The following is a 21,440-nucleotide window of genomic DNA, read 5'->3' as shown; positions in this document are numbered from 1 at the left end:
CGCCCGTTGACACAATCGCTTACAGTGACCGATGCGGCGGACCACGGGGCAGGGACGCTGCGCGCCGCGCTGGAACAGTCTAACGCCCAGCCCGGATTGTCCTTCCGCGTCGTCTTCGATCTGCAACCGGCCGGGACGATCCGGCTGGAAGCCCCGCTGCCCGAACTGGTCGGCTGTGTTTCGATCGAAGGCCCCGTGGACGCGGCGGGCGAGCCTGCCGTCACGATCGACGGCACCCTGCTTGGCGACGTGGGCACGGCGATCGCAATCGCCTCGCCCAACCCATGCCGGTGCGAGAACCTGATCGTGGAGGGCGCTTTCCTGGGCATCGCGCTTCGCGGCCGTGCCGGGCATGTCGTTCACAACTGCATCCTGCGCAGGAACGGCGTGGGGCTTCAGGTCGAAGCCGATGAATGTACCGCCGAAAGGCTGGTCGTCGTCGGCAACCGCGTTGCGGGACTGGCGGTACTCGGCGGTCGGGGGTTCCAGCTGACCGACAGCCGCATCGGCTGCGACCGCGCCGGAACCACGGCCCAGGGCAACCTCCAGGGGATCGTGGCCTATGGCACCCGCGACAGCCGGATCGGGCCGGGAAATGTCATTTCAGGTAATGACCTCTATGGCCTCGTGCTGGGCGGGGATACGCGGCGGACCCGTGTCTTTGGCAATGTCATCGGCTGCGACATGGCCGGGCAGCAGGCTCTGCCCAACGGCAGGACGGGGATTTTGGTCTATCACGCGTCCGACAATTTGATCGGTGGGGCGGCAGCCGGTGAAGGCAACGTGATTTCAGGCAACACCCGCAACGGCATCAATGTCGACAGTTCCGCCCCGCGACCCGAGAATGACCTGCCCGAGACCTACATGCTGCCGGCCGGCCGCACCCCGGCGACGGGCAACCGGATCGTCGGGAACCATATCGGCGTCGATGCCGCGGGGCGCACGGCGCTGCCGAATGGCCTGAACGGCGTGTTGCTCTTCATGAGCCAGGGCAATCATGTCGGCGGGGCGGGCGATGGCGAAGGCAACGTCATTTCCGCCAACAAGCGCTTCGGCATTCTGGTTATGGGCCCGAATCCCGACGCACCGAACTGGCGGGCCTTTGCGCGTGATGTCCGGAGTGGCGATGTTGTCCGGACGGTCCCGGACACGGTTCTGGAGCCTCTCGAAACCATGCCGGGGAACGCGATTGCCGGAAACATCATCGGCGCGGACGTGGACAGGGCCCGGGCCCTGGGCAATGGCAATTCCGGTATCGGGATCTTTCACATGCCGAATGCCCGGATCGGCAATGATGGCGTGCTGGGGGGCAATACGGTGTCGGGAAACGCGCTCCACGGGATCACCGTGGTGGGGAGCGCCGCGACAGGCACATGCATCAGGAACAACCGGATCGGGGTCGGATCGAGGCCGGAGGCGGATCTGAAGAACGGGAAGACGAGCGTGCTCTACCGGGATGTCGCGGACGCCCGCGATGCCGACGGGCTGGGCGCGGACGGGAACGTCCTGTCGGCGGACCCGCGCGTGGTTGTCGTCCATCACAATCCGCCGGTCCCGCTGCCGCTGGACGGAAAGCCAACGATCGCCGCGTAACGCGCGTCGGATCAGCGGGAAAAACAATCCGGATATTGGCGGACGATCTCGGGCAGGCGGTCGATGGTGCCTGACAGGTGCTTGCGCATCGCGTCGACCGCACCGTGACGGTCGCCCGCGTGGATCGCATCGAGGATCGCGGCGTGACCGTCGATCACCGACTGCATCTTTCCCTTGCTGGGCAGGTCGAGGGTGCGCAGCCGCGACATCTGGCTGGATCGTTCGCGCACCAGATCGTGCAGCCCCTCGTGCCCCGCGACGCGGAACAGCTGGCGGTGGAAATCCTCGTCCAGTTCCCGGAACAGGGCGATCTGGTCGGGATCGTCGGCCAGCGCCGTCTGCATCTTCAGGATACCGCGGGCCTTGCCCAGATCGGCGGCGGCGCCCTGTGCGGCAAGGTGGTTGATCACCTCGCATTCGATGCCCGTGCGCAGGAAGCTTTCCTCGTGCAGGCGCGCGCGGTCGATATAGGTCACCTCGGTACGGGACTGGCGGTAGGACACGACAAGCCCCACCTGTTCCAGCCGTAGCATCGCTTCGCGGATGGGCGACTGGCTGACGCCGAAGGTTTCGGCCAGATCCGCCCGCGACAGCCGCGTGCCGGGCGGCAGGGTCATGGCAATGATGCGCGCGCGCAGTTCCTCGAACACCCGGGACGAGGCGGGGACATGCGCGCTCATCGCCGGGGTTCCGGTCATCGCGAAACGGGTATCGGTGTCCTGGTCAGTCACTCGGATGCGGTTCCCTTGTTCAGACGCATCACATTATTGCGTCCGGCAGCATTGTCGAGATGCCCGGCACGGCCGTCAGCAGCACGAAGAAAATCAGCAACGCCAGGAAGAACGGCGCCGCGGCGCGGGAATAGGCGCCTGTCTTGACGTTCAGGATGCCGCAGACGGTGAACATGATGACACCTACGGGCGGCGTGAGCCCACCGAGGTTGATCAGGAAGATGATCAGGATGCCCATGTGGATCGGGTCGAACCCGGCCGTGATCAGCACCGGCATGACGATGGGCGTGATCAGCAGGATGTTGGCCGCCCCTTCAAGAAACATGCCCGACACCACCAGCACCAGCACCACCATCAGCAGGATCACGGTCGGATCGGTGGACAGGGAGGTCGCGAAGGCCGTGATCTCCTGCGGGGCGCGTTCGATGGTCATGGCATAGCCCAGAACGCCGGCCATCATGATCAGCAGCATGATCATGCCCAGATCCTGTGCCGAATCCTCCAGCGCCTCGCGCATCTTGGCTAGATCCAGTTCGCGGTAGACGAAGAGGCCAAGGAACAGCGCGTAGAAGACAAGGAAGGCCCCGGCCTCGGTCGCGGTGAAGATGCCGAAGCGGAAGCCCACGATCAGGATGACCGGGAACATCAGCGCCCAGACGCTTTCGCGGAAGCTCTCCCACAATTCGCGGCCCGAGGGGACGGTCGGGATGTCGGGCGCGTAGCCCTTGCGCTTGGCCACGATCCAGGCGGTGGCCATCAGCGTGACGGTCAGCACGATGCCGGGGATCACGCCCGCAAGGAACAGGCGGCCGATCGAGACCTCGTTGATATAGCCGAAGAGGATCAGCCCGATGGACGGCGGGATTGTTGCCGTGATGATCGACCCGAAGGCCAGGATCGCGGCCGTCACGGCGGGCGAATACCCCTGCGCGATCATCGACGGTCCTAGCAGGCGGCTTTCCATCGAGGCGTCGGCCACGGCCGACCCGGAAATCCCGCCCATCATGAAACTGAGCACGATGGAGACCTGCGCCAGACCACCGGCCATCCACCCCGTCAACAAGCGCGAGAAGCCGACAAGGCGGCGGGTGATCCCGGTCACGTTCATCAGGTTGCCCGCAAGGATGAAGAAGGGCACGGCCAGCAGGGGAAAGCTTTGCGTGGCGGCCACCATCTTCTGCACGGCGACGGTGGGCGGCATGGTGCCCGACAGGATGAAGACCGGGATCGCGGCCAGGCCCAGGGCGAAGGCCACGGGCTGGCCCGCGAACAGGAAGATCGCGAAGAGCGCGGCAATAAGGATGAGCATGGTGTCAGGTTCCGGCGGCCGGGCCGGGCAGGGTGCCCGTGGCGGTCTGAAGAAAACGGGTGAAGACGGTGCGCAACATCAGGGCGAAGCCCACGACCATCGAGGCATGAAGCCATGATCCGTGCATCTGGGTGGCTCCGAAAAGCCTGGGATGCATCAGAACCGTGTTCCGCCAGGCATAGACCAGCAGCAGTACCAGCAGTGCGGCCAGGATGGCCATGTTGACCAGCTGAAGGATCCTCTGCGCGCGGGGGCTCATCGCGTCGATCAGGATCGACAGGCCGAAATGGCGCCCCTTTTGCAGCGCCAGATCAGCCGACAGGATGCACAGCCAGACAAAGGCTAGCTGCGCGACCTCGATCGACCAGATGATCGGCGACCCCACGGCCCGTGCGATGGACGCCACGGCCACAAGGCACACGATGGCGACGAGGAGGGCTACGGCACAAAGGCTTTCGACCCGGAACAATGCCCGTTCGACCCGGGCCAACAGGTGCATCATGTTGCTCCCCCCTCGTGCCAGTTCATTTCGACAGCACGTCGTTCACGATGGCCGCTTCCTTTTCCAACTCGAGCAGCTGGTACACACTCGACGCGGCCTCCTTGAAGGGAGCAAGATCGACCTCGCTGACGGTGACGCCCGAGGCAGCGACATCTTCCAGCGCCTGTTCGCCCAGCTCGATGGTCAGGCCCGAGGCATAGCGCCCGTTCTCGACCGCCAGATCTCGTACGATCTCTTGCTGTTCGGGGGTCAGTTCGTTCCAGCTGTCGGCCGACACGACCAGCGCGGTGACAAGCTGGATATGGCCCGTCTTGGTGACGTTCTTGATCACCTCGTACAGCTTCGCGCCCTTGATCGCTGTGGGCTGCGCCTCGGCCGCGTCGATGGTGCCAAGTTGCAGGGCCGAATAGACCTCTCCCCACGCGATGGGTGTGGGTTCGGCGCCCATGGCGCGGATCGTTTCGATCCAGACCGGCGCGCCGATGGTGCGCATCCGTACGCCCGACAGGTCTTCCGGCCCGGTGATCGGCTTCTGCGTCAGCGCGTGGCGCGGACCCTGGTACCAGTTGGAGGCCAGCATCACGAGCCCGGCCTTGTCCGTCAGCTCCTCTCCCCACGCCATGTAGGGTTCGGACAGGGCGAACTTGTCCGCGTCTTCATAGGTTTCGAACAGGAACGGCGCCGACATGATTGCCAGCGACGGCACGAAGGACGAAAGGCGGGCGACGTCCGTCACCGTGCCCACGTTGGCGCCGGCACGCGCCTGGTCCAGCATCTCGGTCGTGTCGCCGAGTTGGCTGTTGTGGAAGATGTCCACCTGAACCTCGCCGCCCGTCGCCTCGGCGACTTCCGCGGCGAACTTGTCCAGTCCTTGGCCCATCGGGTCGCCGGGGGCGAGCACCGTTCCGATGCGCAATGTCGTTTCGGCCTGCGCGGGCGCTGCAAAGGCAAGGCCCGCGGCAAACAGCGCCGCCAGGGCGCGTGGTCCGCAAAGTGGTTTCATGTCGTCCTCCCAATCGGATCTGAGCAAACTAATATTTTAGTTGCAGTGGCACATTAGGTGTGCGATCCAGAATTTGTCAACGGATTTATCGGCCCGGGTTGCGGGACGAAGGGGAGGGGGCAGAGTGACAGGGGAAACCGGCGATCAGCACACCAGCGGCTTCGCGCCTGTCGGCCAGGTCACCGCGGCCCTGGGCGAAAGCCCGGTCTGGTCGGTGGAGGAGCAGGCGCTCTGGTGGGTGGATATCGACGGGCAGCTGTTGCTGCGCACCGATCCGGAGGGCCAAACCCGCACATGGACCACGCCCGAGATGCCGGGGTTCGTTCAGCTCTCCACGGACGGCGCGCCGGTTGTGGGGATGGAGACGGGGATCTTCCGGTTCGACACCGGGCCGGCCACGTTCTCCCGCATTGCCGACCTTCCCCAGATTGGCGTGCGCTGCAACGATGCCTGCACCGACAGCGACGGTAGGCTCTGGTTCGCGACGATGGACCCGGAGAACCGCAAGCCCATCGGCACGCTCTTCCGCCTTGATCCGGATGGATCGATCACATCCATCCTGAACGGACTTCTGACGGCCAACGGCCTTGCATGGGACGCTGCGCGCGCGCGGCTCTATTTCTCGGATTGTCACGCCACGGTGCAGACCGTCTGGACGCTGCCCGTCGAAAACGGCATTCCCGCGCTGGACCGCCGGGCCGAGTTTCGCATTTTCAACGATCTTCCGGGCCGCCCCGACGGCGCGGCGCTGGATGCAGACGGAGCCTACTGGATCGCCGGTGTCGGCGGGGCGGAACTGTACCGCTTTTCCCCCGACGGCACCCTGATGGAACGCCACGCCATCCCGTTTCCCGCGCCCACCAAGCCCGCTTTCGGCGGCGCGGACGGGCGGCGGATCTACCTGACCTCGGCCCATCGCGACGGGGCAGGCGGCGCGCTTCTGGCGTGGGACGGGCCGGTCCGGGGCGCGCGCACAACACCATATGGCAGGAAAACACCCGCATGACTCATCGCAAGACACCGGAAGACCTGCGCTCCGCCCGCTGGTTCGCGCCCGACGACCTGCGCAGCTTCGGCCACCGGTCGCGGATGATGCAGCTGGGACTGGCCGAGGAGGAGTTTCAGGGCAAGCCAATCATCGGCATCCTGAACACGTGGTCGGAACTCAACACCTGCCACTCCCATTTCCGGGAACGCGCGCAGGACGTGAAACGCGGCGTGCTGCAGGCCGGCGGGTTTGCCGTGGAACTGCCCGCGCTGTCGCTGGATGAAAGCAACCTCAAGCCTACCTCGATGCTCTTCCGCAACATGCTGGCGATGGAGACCGAGGAGATGATCCGTGCGCACCCGCTGGACGGCGTGGTGCTGATGGGCGGTTGCGACAAGACCACGCCGGGGCTGGTGATGGGGGCCATCAGTGCGGGCGTGCCGATGATCTACCTGCCGGCCGGCCCGATGCTGCGCGGAAACTATGCCGGGGGCACGCTGGGCTCTGGCTCGGACGCGTGGAAATACTGGGACGAACGGCGTGCCGGCAAAGTGTCGGACGCCGATTGGCAGGGCATCCAGGGCGGGATCGCCCGGTCGGCCGGAACCTGCATGACCATGGGCACCGCATCGACCATGACGGCGATTGCCGAAGCGATGGGGCTGTGCCTGCCCGGGGCGTCCTCGATCCCGGCGGTGGATGCCAACCACCAGCGCATGGCGTCCGCCTGCGGACGGCGGGTGGTCGAAATGGTGTGGGAAGACCTGACGCCCGACAGGGTTATCACGGACGCCGCCGTGCGCAATGCGGCCATCGTGGCGATGGCCACGGGCTGTTCCACCAATGCCGTCGTCCACCTGATCGCCATGGCGCGCCGCGCGGGCGTGGACCTGGCGCTGGACGATTTCGACGCCCTGGGCCGTACCACGCCGCTGATCGCCAACGTCCGCCCCGCGGGCAAGGATTACCTGATGGAGGATTTCTATTACGCCGGCGGCCTGCGCGCGCTGATGAAGCAGATCGAACCGATGCTGGACGCGACGGCGCTGACCGTGACGGGCGAGAGCATGAGTGCCAACCTGGAGGGCGCGCAGGTCTACAACGACGACGTGATCCGGCCGCTGTCGAACCCGGTCTACCACGAAGGATCGCTGGCTGTGCTGCATGGAAACCTTTGCCCCGACGGCGCGGTGATCAAGCCCGCGGCGTGCGATCCGAAGTTCTACAATCACGAAGGCCCGGCGTTGGTCTTCGACGACTACTCGGCGATGAAGAAGGCCGTCGATGACGAGGACCTTCAGATCACGCCCGACCACGTGATGATCCTGCGCAATGCCGGACCGCAAGGCGGCCCCGGTTTCCCGGAATGGGGCATGCTGCCGATCCCCAAGGCCTTGATCAGGCAGGGCCATCGCGACATGCTTCGGATCTCCGACGCGCGGATGTCGGGAACGTCCTATGGCGCCTGCGTCCTGCACGTCGCGCCCGAGGCATTCATCGGCGGCGCGCTGGCGCTGGTCCAGACGGGCGACATCATCCGGCTGGATCTGCCGGGACGGCGGCTCGACATGCTGGTGGACGAGGCGGAACTGGACCGCCGCCGCGCCGCGTGGACCGCGCCCAAGCCGCGCTATTCCCGTGGTTATGGCTACCTGTTCCAGACCCATGTCACGCAGGCCAACCTGGGCTGCGACTTCGATTTCCTTGAAACCGGGTTCGGCGCCACGGCGGGCGAACCCGACATCTTCTGAGGCCACAGATGACCGACTACATCCTTTCCGACGACACGCGCGAGACGCTGATGCGCATCTCCACCGCGTCGATCTGCACCGCGCTGTTCAAGCGGGGGCTGCGCAACCAGTACGTGCAGGGCGTCCGGCCCGTAGCGCCAAAACCTGAAAACATGGTGGGGCAGGCCTTTACCCTTCGCTACATTCCCTCGCGCGAGGATCGCAATCCGATCACCGTCTTCCGCAATCCCGACCACCCCCAGCGCGTCGCAATCGAGACCTGCCCGCCGGGCTGGGTGCTGATCATGGATGGCCGCAAGGACGCGCGCGCGGCCACCGCCGGGTCGATCCTTGTGACGCGGCTGGCGCTCCGGGGCGGGGCGGGGATCGTGTCGGACGCGGGCTTCCGCGATTTCGACGGCATCGGCGCGCTGGACATGCCGGCCTTTTGCGCGGGGCCGTCGGCGCCCACGAACCTGACACTACACGAGGCCATCGACATCAACGTCCCCATTGCCTGCGGCGATGCGGCGGTGTTCCCGGGCGACGTGGTGGTGGGCGACCATGACGGCGTGGTGATTCTGCCGGCGCATCTGGCCGACGAAATTGCAGCGGAATGCGCCGGGATGGAGGATTTCGAGGAATTCGTCCGTCAGGAAGTGCTGGCGGGAACGCCGGTGATCGGGCTCTATCCGCCGACGCATGACGACACGCTGACACGGTTCGAAGACTGGCGCGCACGTCACAAGGACTGACGTGCGGAAGGGTCCGGCGCCATGCCGGGCCGCTTCACTTGCCGGGCGGCAGCAGGCTGCCCGCGCCCCCGGTCAGATCCATCAGCATCTCCTGTATCGTGATCGCGCCGGGATTGGCGTCCGCGCCCTCCTGCAGCACGCGGATGGCCGTCTGCTGATCGCCCTGCGCCAGCGCGATCCGGGCCTGCATGACCCACGCATCCACCTGCTGCGGATCCAGACGCGCGGCTTCCGCAAAGGCGGAGGCCGCGGCGGGCAGGTTGCGGTTCACCAGCGCGGTGCCGCCCAGTTGCAGATGCGTTTCCGGGAAATCCAGCCGGCTTTGGACCGATGCCTGCCATTCGCCCAGCGCGGCACGCAGATCGGCCATTGCCACCGCGTCCATGCGCCCCGGCTGGCCGGTCAGCATCGCCTGTGCCGCGGACATGCGAACGGCGCGGACTGGATCGTCGAGCAGGTCGGGCAGGTTCTCGGCCCGCGCTTCCGGCCCCGTCCGGCGTTGCAGCCGCGCGGCGGCGGCGCGAACCAGCGGGTCGGGATCGTCGAAGAGCTTCACCATCTCCTCGGCCACCGCCGGATCGCTTGTGTTGTCGAGTAGCCAGAGCGCGGTGGCCCGCACCAGACCGGGCTGATCCTGCGCAGTCGCCAAGGTTTCAAGCTGAGGCGTGGCCGCGTGCGGATCGCGGCGGCCGGCGGCGATGATCTCTCCGTAATGGGGCCCGCGCTTGTCGCTGTCGGGGAACCATTCGGCAATCTGGTCGGCGGCCCATTTCGCCGTCTTGTCCGCGTGACAGGTCGAACACGCGTCGGGTGCGCCTGTCACCGGGAACAGGTCCGGCCGCGGGATGCGGAAGGAGTGATCCGCCCGCCAGTCGTTGCCCATGTAGACGCGTTCGACCATGTGGCAGTTCTTGCACATCGCCCCGTCAGAGCCTTTCGGGTGATGCGTATGCTCCGGCCCGTCGAAGACCTTCAGCGGCAGGTCGGGGAACCGCGGATTGCCGGCCGGGCTGTGGCACTGGGCACAGACTGCGTTGCCATCGGCCTTCAGCGTCGCCTCGTGCGGCAGGTGGCAATCGTTGCAGGACACGCCTTCGGCATACATCTTGGATTGCAGGAACGAGCCATAGACATAGACCTCGTCCAGGATCTGCCCGTCAGCCTCGTAGAGGCCCGCATGCAGCGGGACGATGTTGTAGGCGTCGTTGAAGGGCAGTCCCGGCGGCGGGTTGCCATCGTAGAAATGCTCGCGCCGGGAATGGCAGGTGCCGCACTGGTCGATTGCCGCGGCCGGGTCGGACATGTCTACGGGGAAGCCATAGGCGGCGGGCGGCGGGGTTTGGGTGGTCTCAAGGCTTTCGACCCATTTCACATGGGCCGCGCCGGGGCCGTGACAGGCCTCGCACCCCACGCCGATCTCGACCTGGGTCGAGGCATAGCTGCGGGTCTCGGAATCGTAGTTCGCCGTAAAGCCTGTGGCGTGGCACGCCGCGCAGCGGCCGTTCCAGTTCTTGTAGACGCCGCTCCAATGCAGGGAATCGTCGGGCGGGTAGTCGCTTTCCGGGTACAGGTGGAACCAGCGTTCCTGTTCCGTGTCCCAGACCACGTCGAAGCTTTGCAGGCGGCCCGGTTCGGTTTCCAGCACGTATTGCTGCAGGGGTTCGATCCCGACGACGGAATGGACGGGATATTCGGTGGTGACGCCGTCGATCTCGGTCACCGAAATGCGGGGCGTGCCGTCAGCTGACAGGCTGAACCGCGCCTCCATGTCGCCCTGATGGAAGGACGTGCCGTCGAAATCGGCGACGATGTTTTCCGGTGACGTTTCCGTCCACGCCAGCGCGTGGTGCGATTGCCGCCAGTCCTCGCCTGCCTGTTCGTGGCAGCTGATGCAGGTGTCCGACCCAAGGTAGCCGCGCGCATCCGGAAGCTCCAGATCCTCGGCGAACACGGGCTGGGACAGTGTGAGAAGCAGAAGGCAGCTCAGGCGGTAGAGCATCGGGTCGAACCTCTTGGCTGTGCGGGGCAGGGGCTCCGCTCGCTCACTCATCATCAACAACGCGCGCGCCAACCGGGGACCGCGACTGCCGACCGAAAAGTCGGATTTTGATGTCACCGTGCACCAAGACGCAAGGGAGGTCCACAGGGCAGCCCATTGCCCGATATGTTGCTCATCGCGGTGTGATCGGGCGCGGCCCGGGGTGCCCCTGGGCGGGACGTTAAATGGACGTGGCATTGGCATAGGTCCGTGACGGGGGCCGGTCATGCCGTGAACACGGCGGGCGGGGATCCGCCGGGAGAAAGCCTTGCGGTTGCGCGGGAAATGGTAAACCTTCGCATCAGGCGAAGAGCGCCACCGACCGTGGCGGGCAGGCCGCCGCACGACAATACAGGCTGCCGGCCAGGGCGGCGCACGACCGTGGAGACACTCTCATGACCGATGAAACCGCCACGCCCCGTGCCCGGATCGACACGCTGCGCGAACGGATGCGGGGGGCGATCATCGGCCAGACCGACGTGATCGAACGGCTGCTGATCGGTCTGCTGGCCAATGGCAACCTGCTGGTCGAAGGCCTGCCGGGGCTGGCCAAGACGCGCGCGGTCAAGGCACTGGCGAAGAACCTTGAATGCAAGTTCTCGCGCATCCAGTTCACGCCCGATCTGCTGCCGTCCGACGTCACGGGGACGGAAGTCTACGTGCAGTCCGACGAAGGGAGCTCGTTCCGGTTCGATCCGGGTCCGATCTTCGCCAATCTCGTCCTGGGGGACGAGATCAACCGCGCCCCCGCCAAGGTGCAGGCGGCACTGCTGGAAGCGATGGAGGAACGGCAGGTCACCGTCGCGGGCACCACCCACAAGATGGAACCGCTGTTCATGGTGATGGCCACCCAGAACCCCATCGAGCAGGAGGGTACCTATCCGCTGCCCGAAGCGCAGATGGACCGGTTCCTGATGCACGTGAACATCACCTATCCCCCGGTCGAGGACGAGGTCGAGGTGATCCGCCTTGTCCGTGCCGAGGAGATCGCCGCGCAATCGGCAGGCACCCCCGCCGAACGCCCCGCACCCATCCCGCAAGACGCCGTCTTCGCCGCCCGGCGCGAGATCGCGGCCCTGCACATCGCGCCCGAGATGGAGCGCTATATCGCCGACCTGATCGACGCGACCCGCCACCCCGAGGCCTATGGCGACGATCTGAAACGCTGGATCGAGATCGGCGGCTCGCCCCGCGCCTCGCTGGCGCTGGACAAGTGCGGACGCACGCGGGCGTGGCTGGAAGGCCGCGACTATGTCGACCCGGAAGATATCCGCGCCGTGATCCCCGACGTGCTGCGCCACCGGCTGGGCCTGAGTTACGAAGCGCAGGGCGAAGGCGTCACGCCCGATGCCGTGGTGGCCGAACTGGTACGCCAGGTCGCGCTGCCCTAGGAGATACGCGATGCGAGACCGCGCCGCCCGTATCCGGACCGGAACCCTGCCGCGGCAGGGCGAAGCCACGCGCGACCCGCGGATCCACACCGATCTGGGCCACCTGCGCAGCCTTGAAGGCCCGGCGCGCGGGCTCAGCTTCCTGCCGCACCAGCCGGTGCAATCGGTGTTGAACGGCCGCCATGCCTCGCGCCTGCGGGGGCGGGGCCTGAACTTCGAGGAACTGCGCACCTACCTGCCGGGTGACGACATCCGCGCCATCGACTGGAAGGTGACGGCGCGCACTGGTGAACCCCATATCCGCGTGATGACCGAAGAACGCGACCGCCCGGCGCTGCTGGTGGTCGATCAGCGGATGAGCATGTTTTTCGGCACGGTCCGCAACATGAAATCCGTCACCGCCGCCGAAGCTGCCGCCATTGCCGCGTACCGGATCCTGGATCAGGGCGACCGGGTGGGCGGTATCGTCTTTGGCGACACGCTTCTGGCCGAAATCCGCCCCCAGCGCAGCCGCCGCGCGCTGAACCGGTTTCTCACGGCGCTGGCCGATGCAAACGGGCTGCTGAACGCCGAAGCGCCCACCGTCGCGCCCATCGGGCTGTCCCACGTCCTGCGGTCCGTCGCGCGGATCGCCAAGCGCAATCACCTGATCGTGGTGCTGTCCGATTTCGACGGCGTGGACGATGAAACCGCGCGAATCGTGTCGGGCCTGTCGCAGCATAACGACCTGATTCTTGTTTCCGTGACCGACCCCAGCGCCGGGAGCCTGCCCAAGGGCCTGAAGCTGGTCGTGACGGACGGAGAGCTGCAGGCCGTGATCGACACGAACACCCCCGGCACCCGCCGCGGGTTGCAGGAGATGGCCGAGGGCCGGCTGGCCGAGGTGCTCGACTGGCAGCGCCGGTTCGGCGTGGCGATCCTGCCGCTGACAGCGGGAGAGGAAACGCTGCCGCAACTGCGCCGCCTGATGGGGTTAGGTCCGCGATGAACGGGGATGACACCACAGCCGAGGCGCCGGAGAACCTTGTCAGCCTGATCGACAGCCTTGTCGATCCGGTGCCGCCGCCGCCGGTTTCTATGATGCCGCAGACATGGGGCTGGGCGGTGCTTGCCGGGTTACTCGTCCTGCTGATCGCCGTCCTTGTCTGGCGCGCCGTCGCCCGTCACCGCGCCAATGCCTATCGCCGTGCCGCGCTGGCCGAACTGGCAGCGGTCCAAACTACCGCCGGCCTCGCCACGCTTCTGCGCCGCACGGCGCTGGCGGTCTACCCGCGCACTCAGGTGGCGGGACTGTTGGGCCCAGATTGGACCGGGTTCCTTGACCATACCGCGCCCAAGGCTTTTGAGACCTCGGCTCAAGAGGAACTGCGCGCGCTCTATCGCGATGAAGCCGCCGTGCCGTCGCAACAGCTTCGCGAGGCGGCCGCGCGCTGGATAGAAACCCACCGGGTGGACCTGGCGGAAAACCCAGACGGGGAGGTCACCGCATGATCTCTCTCGCCGCCCCCTGGGCGCTTGTGCTCCTCCCGCTGCCGCTCCTGATCTGGCGCTTCGCCCCGGCGCACCGGGAACGCGAAAGCGCGCTGCGCTTCCCGTTCTTCCGCCGCATCGCCGAGGCCAGCGGCGCCGAGCCGCGCGCCGGGGCCGTTGTCCGCCGCAGGCCGGTGCTGGCGATGGTCGTCGCAACGCTCTGCTGGGTGCTGACGGTCGTGGCGCTGGCACGTCCCGAACAACTGGGCCAGCCCGTCACCGTGGAACGCGCCGCGCGCGACGTGGTGCTGGGCATCGACCTTTCGGGTTCCATGGACGCCCGCGATTTCACCGCGCCCGATGGCACCCGCAAGCAACGGCTGGAGGGCGTGCGCGAGGTCGTCCGATCCTTCGTCGCAGGGCGGGAGGGGGATCGCATGTCGCTGATCGTCTTCGGCTCGTCCGCCTTCCTGCAGGCGCCGCTGACCGACGATCTGGACACGATCATCGAACTGCTGGACCAGACGCAGGTGGGCATGGCCGGGCCGCGCACCGCGCTTGGCGACGCCATCGGCCTTGGCATCCGCACGTTCGAGGAAAGCGATATCGACCAGCGGCTGATGATCCTGCTGTCCGACGGTTCGGACACCGCCAGCAAGATGAGCCCGGTCAACGCCGCCGAAATCGCCAATGACCGCGGGGTCGAGATCTTCACCATCGGCGTGGGCGATCCCGACGCCACGGGCGAAGACCGCGTAGACCTTGCAACGCTGCAGACCATCGCCGACCGCACCGGCGGCCAGTATTTCTTTGCCGAGGACGAAGCCGCGCTGCAGGCCGTCTACGACCGGATCGACGAGCTTGCCCCGCGCGAGGTCGAAACCCTGTCCTTCCGCCCGCATACCGCACTGTCGTGGATCCCGCTGGCACTGGCGGCCCTGCTGGGAACGGCGGCGACGGGCGGTCTGTACCTTCAATCCCGGCGCGGCAGGCGTGCCGCCGGGCAGGGGGTGCGCGCATGACCCTGCCGCTGTTCATCGAGGCGTTTCATTTCCTGCGGCCCCTGTGGCTGCTGGCGATCCCCGTGATCCTTCTCCTGTGGTGGTTGATCCGCCGCGGCGAAGGCGGGCGGCATCCCGATACCGAAGGCATCGCGCCCCATCTGCGCAGCGCCCTGACCGTCGGCCATCAAAGCCGCCGCCGGTTCCGGCCGGTGGACAGCGTGGGCCTGTTCCTGATCCTTTCCGCCCTTGGCGCCTCCGGCCCCACGTGGTCGCGCGAGCCCGATCCCTTCGCCGCGCAATCTGCGCCCGCTGTCATCGTGCTGGCCGTGACAGAGAGCATGGAGACCACCGACATCGCTCCGTCACGGCTGGAACGCGGCAAGCAGAAGATCCGCGATCTGCTGGAGCTGCGGGCAGGGGCTTCGACCGCGCTGGTGGCCTATGCCGGGACGGCCCATGTCGTTTTGCCGATGACCGAAGACATCGCCATCGTGCGCCCCTATCTCGAAGGTCTCTCGCCCGAGGTGATGCCCGTCCCCGGCAACCGCGCGGCCGAGGCGCTGACGCTGGCCCAGACGCTTCTGGCCGGGCAGACCGCGCCGGGGGCCGTGCTGTTCGTGACGGATTCCATCGACCCCGCCGATGTCGCCGCGATGAACGCCAGCGACCTGCCCATGGCCGTCCTGTCGATGCGGCCGCAGGGCAGCAACGATCGCGGGCTGGATGCGCTCGACGCGCGGGTGGTCGAGGTCACGCCCGATGGCGCCGACATTCGCCAGCTCGACAGCCTGCTGAACGCCGCCTACCTGCGCGCGCAGCTGGCCGATGCCGAACAGCCGTGGGAAGATCGCGCGCATCTGCTGGCCTGGCCCGCCATGCTGCTTCTGCTGTTCTGGTTCCGCCGCGGCTGGGCCATTCGCTGGAGCGTTGTCGCGGCCCTCGCGGTCCTGTCGCCCGGAACGGCCCGCGCGGATGGGGTGGCCGACTGGTTCCTGACCCCCGACCAGCAGGGCCAGCGCGCGTTCGAGCGCCGCGAATATGCCCGTGCGGCCGACCTGTTCGTCGATCCGCTGTGGCGGGGCTACGCGCTCTATCGCAGCGGGCAATATGACGAGGCGATCACAGTGCTCGACCGTGTGGACACCGCCCAGGCGGCCTTCATTCAGGGCATGGCGCATATCAAGTCGCGGACCTACCGCGACGGGGTGCGCAGTTTCGAGACCGTGCTGGAACGTGATCCCGACTATCCCGGCGCGGCCGAGAACCTTCAAACCGCGAAGCGGATCGTCGCGTACGTGGAAGGCGTGCAGGCGGCCGAGGACACGGGAGAGGAGATGGGGATCGGCGCCGACGAGGAAGTGTACGACAATGAAAGCGGCATGGGGGAAGAGACCCAGCGGCCGGGCGGGGCCGGGGACGGCACGGGGCTTTTGACCGCCGATCAGTGGATGAACACCGTCGATACCAGCACCGCGGATTTCCTGAAGCTCCGGTTTCAGCTTGAAGCCTCGCAGCGCACCACGGGGGATGGCGGATGAAACGGATTGTCCTGATCCTGTGCCTGCTGTTGCCCACGCTCCTGCATGCGCAGGACGACGGCCCGCGCCTGACCGTCGATTTCCCGGAAGACGAAGCGATCCCGGGCCAGCCGCTCAGCCTGCGACTGACGGTGCTGGTGCCCACCTTCATGCCGAAACCGCCCGTCTGGCCCGGCTTCGAGATGCCGAACCTGCAGGTGCGCCTGCCCGAACGGTCGACGACGCCGATCTCGGAACGGATCGAGGGCGAGACCTGGTCGGGCATCACCCGCAATTACCGCCTGTCGCCCATGGTGCCAGGCCGGTTCGATCTGCCCCCGCAGGAGGTGACGGTGACATGGCGCGACGCGTCGGGCGCCGATAGCGTGACCGTGCTGACGACCGATGCGATCTCGTTCTCGGGCGTGGTGCCGGACGGCGCGCAGGATCTCGACCCGTTCATCGCGGCCTCGGACCTGACTTTGACGCAGGAGATCGCGGGCGATCCCGCCGCGATGGATGCCGGCAGCAGCTTCACCCGCACCGTGACCGCCGAGCTGAAGGGCCTGGCCCCGATGTTCCTGCCCGGCTTGCAGCATCCCGCGCCCGTCACCGGCCTCGCGGCCTATCCCGACGCGCCGGTGCTGATCGAAGCCGACGAACGCGGCCGGGTCAGCGGCACCCGTTCGGAAACCGTGACCTTCGTCGCCGAAGGCGGCGGGTCGGGCCAGTTGCCGGGTTTAACGCTGCGCTGGTTCGATCTGGACGACCGGACGGTGAAGACGGCCGAGGTGGAGGCGATCGACGTCGCAATCTCGGGTCCGCCGGCGCGCGCCGCCGATCCCGGCTGGAACCGGCGGCTGACGATTGCCGCCGTGACTGGGGTTCTGGTTCTGGGGCTTGCGGCATGGCTCGGCCGACGATTGGCGCCGAAACTGCGGGCCGGGTTGGCCCGCCGTCGCGCGCGGGTCCTTGCGTCGGAGGCCTACGCTTGGCGCCAGCTTCGGCAGGTCCTGAACGCGGGCGGCCCGGCCGGGCTGCGCCAGGCGCTGGACACCTGGGCCGCGCGTGTCGACGGGGCGGATCCCCGACGTGACCCGGAGGTCCGCCAAGCGCTTCTGTCGCTTGGCGCGGCGGAGTATCGCGGCGCCGGGTCCCCATCGACTCGACCGACCGCGCTGGCGGCCCTCGATCGCGCCCTGAGGGCTGCACGCCGGCGACGTAGGAACCCGCGGCGCGCACGCGGGCTGCCACCGCTCAATCCGTCCGGGTAGCGATGTATTGGATTTGCGTCGCAAAAGCGGCGTTTGAGGCTTGGATGAACGTCAAACCCTTGGACCATTAGCGACCGTGTAAACCGAACGGTTTTTGGCGCAATATGGGTTAAGTGGCGGAGGGGGTAGGCCTGACGTCAAACCTTCTCCAGTTGCTAAATTGCTGAATTTACTAGATGATTGCCGCTGATAGCGTAACTCGACATCTGCTGGACGTCGGTCCGTCTCAGCATTGACCGTCAATAGCGGTTGGACTGGGCCCTCGGACGCTATGGGATACTCGACCAAGAAGGGGACGCGGCCTTTGAATTCGACCGAACGTCAGAAAATGCTAGCGGGTCAATGGTATACGTGTCTCGACGATGAGTTGGAAGCGTTGCGGATGACCGCTCGCAATGCGGTGCACGAGCATAACTGCCTCACTCCCGATCTGCGCGGCGCGATGGGCCCTCTGCTGGCTACCCTCTTTGGAGGCGTCGGAAAGGATGTTTTCATCGAGGCTCCGTTCCACTGCGCCTATGGTTTCAACATCACGCTGGGGGACGGCGTCTACATCAACGCAAGCTGCACGATCCTCGACAGCGGTGTCGTGACGATAGGTGCGCGGTCGCTGCTGGGCCCGGCGGTCCAAGTCTACTGCGCGCAGCACAACAAGGACCCCGACCTGCGCGCGCAAGGTCAGGAGATCGCCCGGCCCGTCGACATCGGATGCGATGTCTGGATCGGTGGCGCTGCCGTCATCCTGCCCGGCGTGACCATTGGGGACGGCGCGATCGTCGGCGCGGGCAGCGTCGTGACACGAAGTGTTGCCGCCAGAGGCATCGTGGCCGGCAACCCTGCGCGGTCGGTGGACAGAGGTTGCGGCTAGCGACTGCGGCGCGCCAGGATCGTAAAGGACAGCGGCAGCCATGGCTTGTCGGGCCAGCGGAAGAGCCCGTCCTCGCCTTTCTCCAGCACCGAGAACATGCGCCATGCCACGGCTTCGTGTTCGCGTAGAGCCCTGATCTCCAGTCCTTGTTCAATGAGAGCAGAGGCGATTTCGCCCAATCCGTGCATCCATGCGTAGACGCGGCTATTTTTCAGTGTCGCGCTAGCGTTGGAGTAATCCTGCGTTTCGTCCAGCTCAAGCGGCTCGCGCTCGAAATAGGGAGCGAACCAGCCAGGCTTGCCCGGGGTGCCGGTCACGCAATCGTCGAACACGAGAGCTGAGGGGTGCCCATCGGCCAGATAGAGCACGCCGCCCGGTTTCAGGCACGCCGCGACGATGGCCGCCCATTTCGTCACGTCGGGCAGCCAGCCGATGCAACCCCAGGTGACGTAGACGAGATCGTAACAGCCGGTGTCGGGCAGGTGGTCGAGTGTGTCGTAGACATTGCATTCGATAAACGATGCGCGCTCCGCCAGCCCCAGTTCGGCGGCAAGCGCGGTGGCCGTCCGGATCGCCTCGCCCGAAAAATCCACGCCGGTCACGATCGCGCCACGCTGCGCCAATGCGAGGCTGTCCGCCCCGAAATGGCATTGCAGGTGCAGCACTCGCTTGCCGTCGAGCGGGCCGACCAGTTCGGGCAGTTCCCGCTCTTCCAGCGCGTCGAGGCGGCCGTGGCCATCCCGCAGGCCGGACAAGTCGATGCCCCCCGGCGCGAGGTGGACCCCCACCCGTTCGTCCCAATTGGCGCGGTTCAGGTCATAGATCGCGTCGAGTTCCATTTCGAGCACCCTCAGTATCGGCTGAAGCATCGGACACCTCCGACAAACATCGGATGGCGAAAAATCATTCACGTGCAAAGTTGACCCTTGGTACAGTCACGGTGTTCCCGTCAATCCTGCCCATGTTTCCCGGAGTGGTTCGCTCGGGCAACGCAATGGCACGGTCCGTTCCCGTCTATCGAAGGGTCAACCCTATCTGTTCCTTCAGCCAATCCCGCAGCAGCCGAACGCCTTCCGATTCCGCCATCTCAGATGTTGTGACCAACCATTAGGCCGACGACACTCGAACCGGCGTTCCGACCGGCCTGAGAAGCCCGTGCCGGATGTCGTCCTCGATCAGCAGGCTTCTCCCGAGAGCGACGCCCAGGCCACCGATGGCGCCCTGAAGCATGAGGTCTGCGCGGTCGAAATGTTGTGAAGGCTTGATGCGACCGTCGTTCAGACCCAGAAGTTCCCAATAATCCTCCCAGGTCGTTCCGGTCCGGAATTTCTCGGCGCCGCTATCCGCGAGGATGGGGACGCTTCCATCTCTCAGGCCGGCTTCCTGAAGTCGGTCAGCACCGGGATAGGATGTTCCGATCACCGGCTGGATGTGGCATTTCGACAAACGTATGGCGTGCAGTCCCGGATAGGGACCCGGGCCGAACCGGAACCCGGCATCGACGTCGCCCGTGTCGAAGCTTGCGAGGCCTTCACGCACGTCTATCGACAGGTCTATCCCGGCGCGCTGCGCATCCGGCAGTCGAGCGATCAGCCATTTTCATCGCAAGCGAAGAATGAAGCGAAAGTCGGATCGAGTTTCTCGACTTCAGCGCACGCGCGGCGACCAGCGCGCTCGACTTCGTCCAACGAGCGGTTTGCGGCCTGACACAATATTTCGCCTGCACGATTGGGGCGCACGCGGCGTGTTGTTCGGTCAAAGAGGGCCAACCCGAGCGCCGCTTCCAAGGCGCGGATGCGATGGCTGACCGCGCTGGGATCCAGCCCGAGATCCTGCGCTGCCCCGGCAAAGCTGCCGTGACGAGAAACAGCCGTGAGCAATGTAATGGACTGAACCAGCTTCGTCAGCGAGGCATCACTCGGAGATCCAACCATGAGATGCTTTCACTGTTTCATGTTGGATAGCATCTTGGTCGAGATGCCCATTTCATCCACCTGTATGACACCAGCGATCGATGATCGTCGTGAGACCAAGTGAATATTTCACATCAATCGGCGCGATTGTCCAGATGGAACGCCCAAGCCGACTGAAACCGGAGACCACAACATGCACACTGTCGATCACACTGTCCCGACGAAACCGGACCTCGAGCGTATCCGAGAATCGGACACTTTCAGGGTCGCGTTGATCCTCGCGGTCTTTGCCGCCACGGCTATGGCGCTTTCGGCTCTCTCGAACGATTTCGGCCTCGCGACGCAGCCCTCCGCTCAGGCAGCGGGCATCGAGGAGTGGCACGGCAATGTCGCCCGGTCAGGCAGATAGACAGGAATGGAGAGACCGATGTCAAAACATGACGAGCAAGCCAGACTTGCCGTTGCCGTACACGTCGTCAATGCGTTCACCTTGAACGGCTCCGGCGGCAATCCGGCCGGTGTGGTCCTCGACGCCGACGCGTTGAACGAAGCCGCCATGCAGTCGATCGCCGCGCAAACGGGGCTGTCGGAGACGGCCTTTGTGTCCCGGTCGCCGACCGAAGGGGCCCGGCTCGACTTCTTCACGCCGACCCGGCGCATCGCGCATTGCGGGCATGCCACCATCGCGGCATTCGCGTTGATGCGCGCCGAAGGGCGCATTTCGGACGGGCCCACGTCGAAACAGACGGTCGACGGCCCCCGACGCATTCATGTCCGGGACGGTGCGGTATTCATGGAGCAACAGGCGCCCCGCTATCTGACGCAGGCGGACTGGGCCGGAACGGGTGTGGCACAGGCCGACGTTCTGGCGGCGATCGGGCTGAGTGCGGACCGTGCGGATCTGCGCGTCGCGCCCCAGGTCGTCGACACCGGCAACCGGTTCCTTCTGATCGGTGTGGCAAGCGAGGCAGACCTCGCCGGACTCGGTGTGGACCAGGGGGCGGTGGCGCGGATCAGCGATGCGCTGGACTTCATCGGCTTCTATGTATTTGCCGCCACGGGCGATCGAGGCTTCGCCCATGCCACCACGCGCATGTTCGCACCTCGCTATGGCATCCCGGAGGAAAGCGCGCCACGGGCATGGCCGCCGGTCCGCTCGCCTGCCTTCTGCACGACGTCCTGGGCGACCGGCGGACGCATTTCGTCATCGAACAGGGACGCTTCATGTGTGAATCTCGGAGGCAAACTGGGCCACGGAAACGGTGGGATTACCTGACCGTCGCGGAGTAAAATTCCGCCATTCTGACACCCGAGGCGGAAGCTGAGGGTCGGGAGATGTATTCTGTGGAATTGT

At 66.1% G+C, this 21,440-nt stretch carries 21 protein-coding genes; 13 read left to right on the top strand and 8 right to left on the bottom strand.

The window, feature by feature from the left end; all coding sequences use genetic code 11:
• Positions 1-6 precede the first annotated feature (6 nt).
• The gene (locus tag D4754_RS03915; protein ID WP_163025767.1) at positions 7-1,593 is read left to right on the top strand and encodes a NosD domain-containing protein; all 1,587 of its coding nucleotides are present in this window, start codon (positions 7-9) and stop codon (positions 1,591-1,593) included.
• Positions 1,594-1,604: 11 nt separating this feature from the next.
• Here the strand turns inward: D4754_RS03915 and D4754_RS03910 are convergent, their stop codons facing one another.
• From D4754_RS03910 to D4754_RS03895, 4 genes are read right to left on the bottom strand one after another with little or no spacing between them, the layout of a single operon-like run.
• Positions 1,605-2,324 carry a GntR family transcriptional regulator gene (locus D4754_RS03910; protein WP_205589579.1) on the bottom strand — a complete coding sequence of 240 codons (720 nt, stop codon included), beginning with the start codon at positions 2,322-2,324 and terminating at the stop codon, positions 1,605-1,607.
• A gap of 28 nt (positions 2,325-2,352) precedes the next feature.
• The gene (locus D4754_RS03905; protein WP_121061629.1) at positions 2,353-3,633 is read right to left on the bottom strand and encodes a TRAP transporter large permease; all 1,281 of its coding nucleotides are present in this window, start codon (positions 3,631-3,633) and stop codon (positions 2,353-2,355) included.
• Between the two features lie 4 nt (positions 3,634-3,637).
• Positions 3,638-4,135: a TRAP transporter small permease gene (locus tag D4754_RS03900; RefSeq protein WP_205589578.1), complete on the bottom strand. Its 498-nt coding sequence runs from the start codon at positions 4,133-4,135 to the stop codon at positions 3,638-3,640.
• Between the two features lie 22 nt (positions 4,136-4,157).
• Positions 4,158-5,138 carry a C4-dicarboxylate TRAP transporter substrate-binding protein gene (locus D4754_RS03895; protein ID WP_121061628.1) on the bottom strand — a complete coding sequence of 327 codons (981 nt, stop codon included), beginning with the start codon at positions 5,136-5,138 and terminating at the stop codon, positions 4,158-4,160.
• Between the two features lie 124 nt (positions 5,139-5,262).
• On the opposite strand from D4754_RS03895, the gene D4754_RS03890 reads away from it, so the two are divergent.
• From D4754_RS03890 to D4754_RS03880, 3 genes are read left to right on the top strand one after another with little or no spacing between them, the layout of a single operon-like run.
• Positions 5,263-6,144, top strand: a complete 882-nt coding sequence (locus tag D4754_RS03890; protein WP_163025766.1) for an SMP-30/gluconolactonase/LRE family protein — start codon at positions 5,263-5,265, stop codon at positions 6,142-6,144.
• The gene (gene araD, locus D4754_RS03885) at positions 6,141-7,877 is read left to right on the top strand and encodes an L-arabinonate dehydratase (RefSeq protein ID WP_121061626.1); all 1,737 of its coding nucleotides are present in this window, start codon (positions 6,141-6,143) and stop codon (positions 7,875-7,877) included. The genes D4754_RS03890 and araD overlap by 4 nt, the downstream gene beginning before the upstream one ends.
• 8 nt (positions 7,878-7,885) lie before the next feature.
• On the top strand, positions 7,886-8,611 hold the full coding sequence (locus D4754_RS03880; protein WP_121061625.1) for a ribonuclease activity regulator RraA: 726 nt from the start codon (positions 7,886-7,888) through the stop codon (positions 8,609-8,611).
• Positions 8,612-8,645: 34 nt separating this feature from the next.
• Here the strand turns inward: D4754_RS03880 and D4754_RS03875 are convergent, their stop codons facing one another.
• On the bottom strand, positions 8,646-10,661 hold the full coding sequence (locus tag D4754_RS03875; RefSeq protein WP_240453749.1) for a multiheme c-type cytochrome: 2,016 nt from the start codon (positions 10,659-10,661) through the stop codon (positions 8,646-8,648).
• Positions 10,662-11,044: 383 nt separating this feature from the next.
• Between D4754_RS03875 and D4754_RS03870 the strand changes: the two genes are divergently transcribed.
• The 7 genes from D4754_RS03870 to D4754_RS03840 all read left to right on the top strand — a co-directional run bounded on the left by D4754_RS03870 (position 11,045) and on the right by D4754_RS03840 (position 18,173).
• Positions 11,045-12,040: an AAA family ATPase gene (locus D4754_RS03870; protein ID WP_121061623.1), complete on the top strand. Its 996-nt coding sequence runs from the start codon at positions 11,045-11,047 to the stop codon at positions 12,038-12,040.
• A gap of 10 nt (positions 12,041-12,050) precedes the next feature.
• A complete protein-coding gene (locus tag D4754_RS03865) occupies positions 12,051-13,028 on the top strand; it encodes a DUF58 domain-containing protein (protein WP_121061622.1) in 978 nt (325 codons plus the stop codon).
• On the top strand, positions 13,025-13,531 hold the full coding sequence (locus tag D4754_RS03860) for a DUF4381 domain-containing protein (RefSeq protein WP_121061621.1): 507 nt from the start codon (positions 13,025-13,027) through the stop codon (positions 13,529-13,531). The genes D4754_RS03865 and D4754_RS03860 overlap by 4 nt, the downstream gene beginning before the upstream one ends.
• Positions 13,528-14,532, top strand: a complete 1,005-nt coding sequence (locus D4754_RS03855) for a VWA domain-containing protein (protein WP_121061620.1) — start codon at positions 13,528-13,530, stop codon at positions 14,530-14,532. Before D4754_RS03860 ends, D4754_RS03855 begins: the two co-directional genes overlap by 4 nt.
• Positions 14,529-16,052 (top strand): VWA domain-containing protein, encoded by a 1,524-nt coding sequence (locus D4754_RS03850; RefSeq protein ID WP_121061619.1) that lies wholly within the window; start codon positions 14,529-14,531, stop codon positions 16,050-16,052. The genes D4754_RS03855 and D4754_RS03850 overlap by 4 nt, the downstream gene beginning before the upstream one ends.
• On the top strand, positions 16,049-17,305 hold the full coding sequence (locus D4754_RS03845) for a BatD family protein (RefSeq protein ID WP_121061618.1): 1,257 nt from the start codon (positions 16,049-16,051) through the stop codon (positions 17,303-17,305). Before D4754_RS03850 ends, D4754_RS03845 begins: the two co-directional genes overlap by 4 nt.
• Before the next feature lie 271 nt (positions 17,306-17,576).
• Positions 17,577-18,173 (top strand): maltose acetyltransferase domain-containing protein, encoded by a 597-nt coding sequence (locus D4754_RS03840; RefSeq protein WP_205589577.1) that lies wholly within the window; start codon positions 17,577-17,579, stop codon positions 18,171-18,173.
• Here D4754_RS03840 and D4754_RS03835 read toward each other — a convergent pair.
• The 3 genes from D4754_RS03835 to D4754_RS03825 form a co-directional block, all read right to left on the bottom strand.
• The gene (locus tag D4754_RS03835; protein ID WP_121061616.1) at positions 18,170-19,042 is read right to left on the bottom strand and encodes a class I SAM-dependent methyltransferase; all 873 of its coding nucleotides are present in this window, start codon (positions 19,040-19,042) and stop codon (positions 18,170-18,172) included. The genes D4754_RS03840 and D4754_RS03835 overlap by 4 nt on opposite strands.
• Before the next feature lie 238 nt (positions 19,043-19,280).
• Complete coding sequence (locus D4754_RS03830) at positions 19,281-19,712, bottom strand: LysR substrate-binding domain-containing protein (protein ID WP_240453748.1); 432 nt, start codon at positions 19,710-19,712, stop codon at positions 19,281-19,283.
• A 50-nt stretch (positions 19,713-19,762) separates the two neighbouring features.
• Positions 19,763-20,107, bottom strand: coding sequence for a LysR family transcriptional regulator (locus D4754_RS03825; protein WP_121061614.1), 345 nt, complete (start codon positions 20,105-20,107; stop codon positions 19,763-19,765).
• A gap of 172 nt (positions 20,108-20,279) precedes the next feature.
• On the opposite strand from D4754_RS03825, the gene D4754_RS03820 reads away from it, so the two are divergent.
• Together D4754_RS03820 and D4754_RS03815 are read left to right on the top strand one after the other, a co-directional pair.
• Positions 20,280-20,495: a hypothetical protein gene (locus tag D4754_RS03820; RefSeq protein ID WP_121061613.1), complete on the top strand. Its 216-nt coding sequence runs from the start codon at positions 20,280-20,282 to the stop codon at positions 20,493-20,495.
• A gap of 18 nt (positions 20,496-20,513) precedes the next feature.
• Entirely contained in the window at positions 20,514-21,362 is an 849-nt protein-coding gene (locus D4754_RS03815; RefSeq protein ID WP_163025765.1) for a PhzF family phenazine biosynthesis protein, read from the top strand.
• Positions 21,363-21,440: the final 78 nt, after the last annotated feature.

Origin of the sequence: Chachezhania antarctica (genome assembly GCF_003646465.1) — a bacterium.
In the GTDB taxonomy this organism is placed as follows: Bacteria; Pseudomonadota; Alphaproteobacteria; order Rhodobacterales; family Rhodobacteraceae; genus Chachezhania; species Chachezhania antarctica.
The sequence above is the reverse complement of the archived record's forward strand: the minus strand, read 5'-3'. Positions and strand labels throughout refer to the sequence as shown.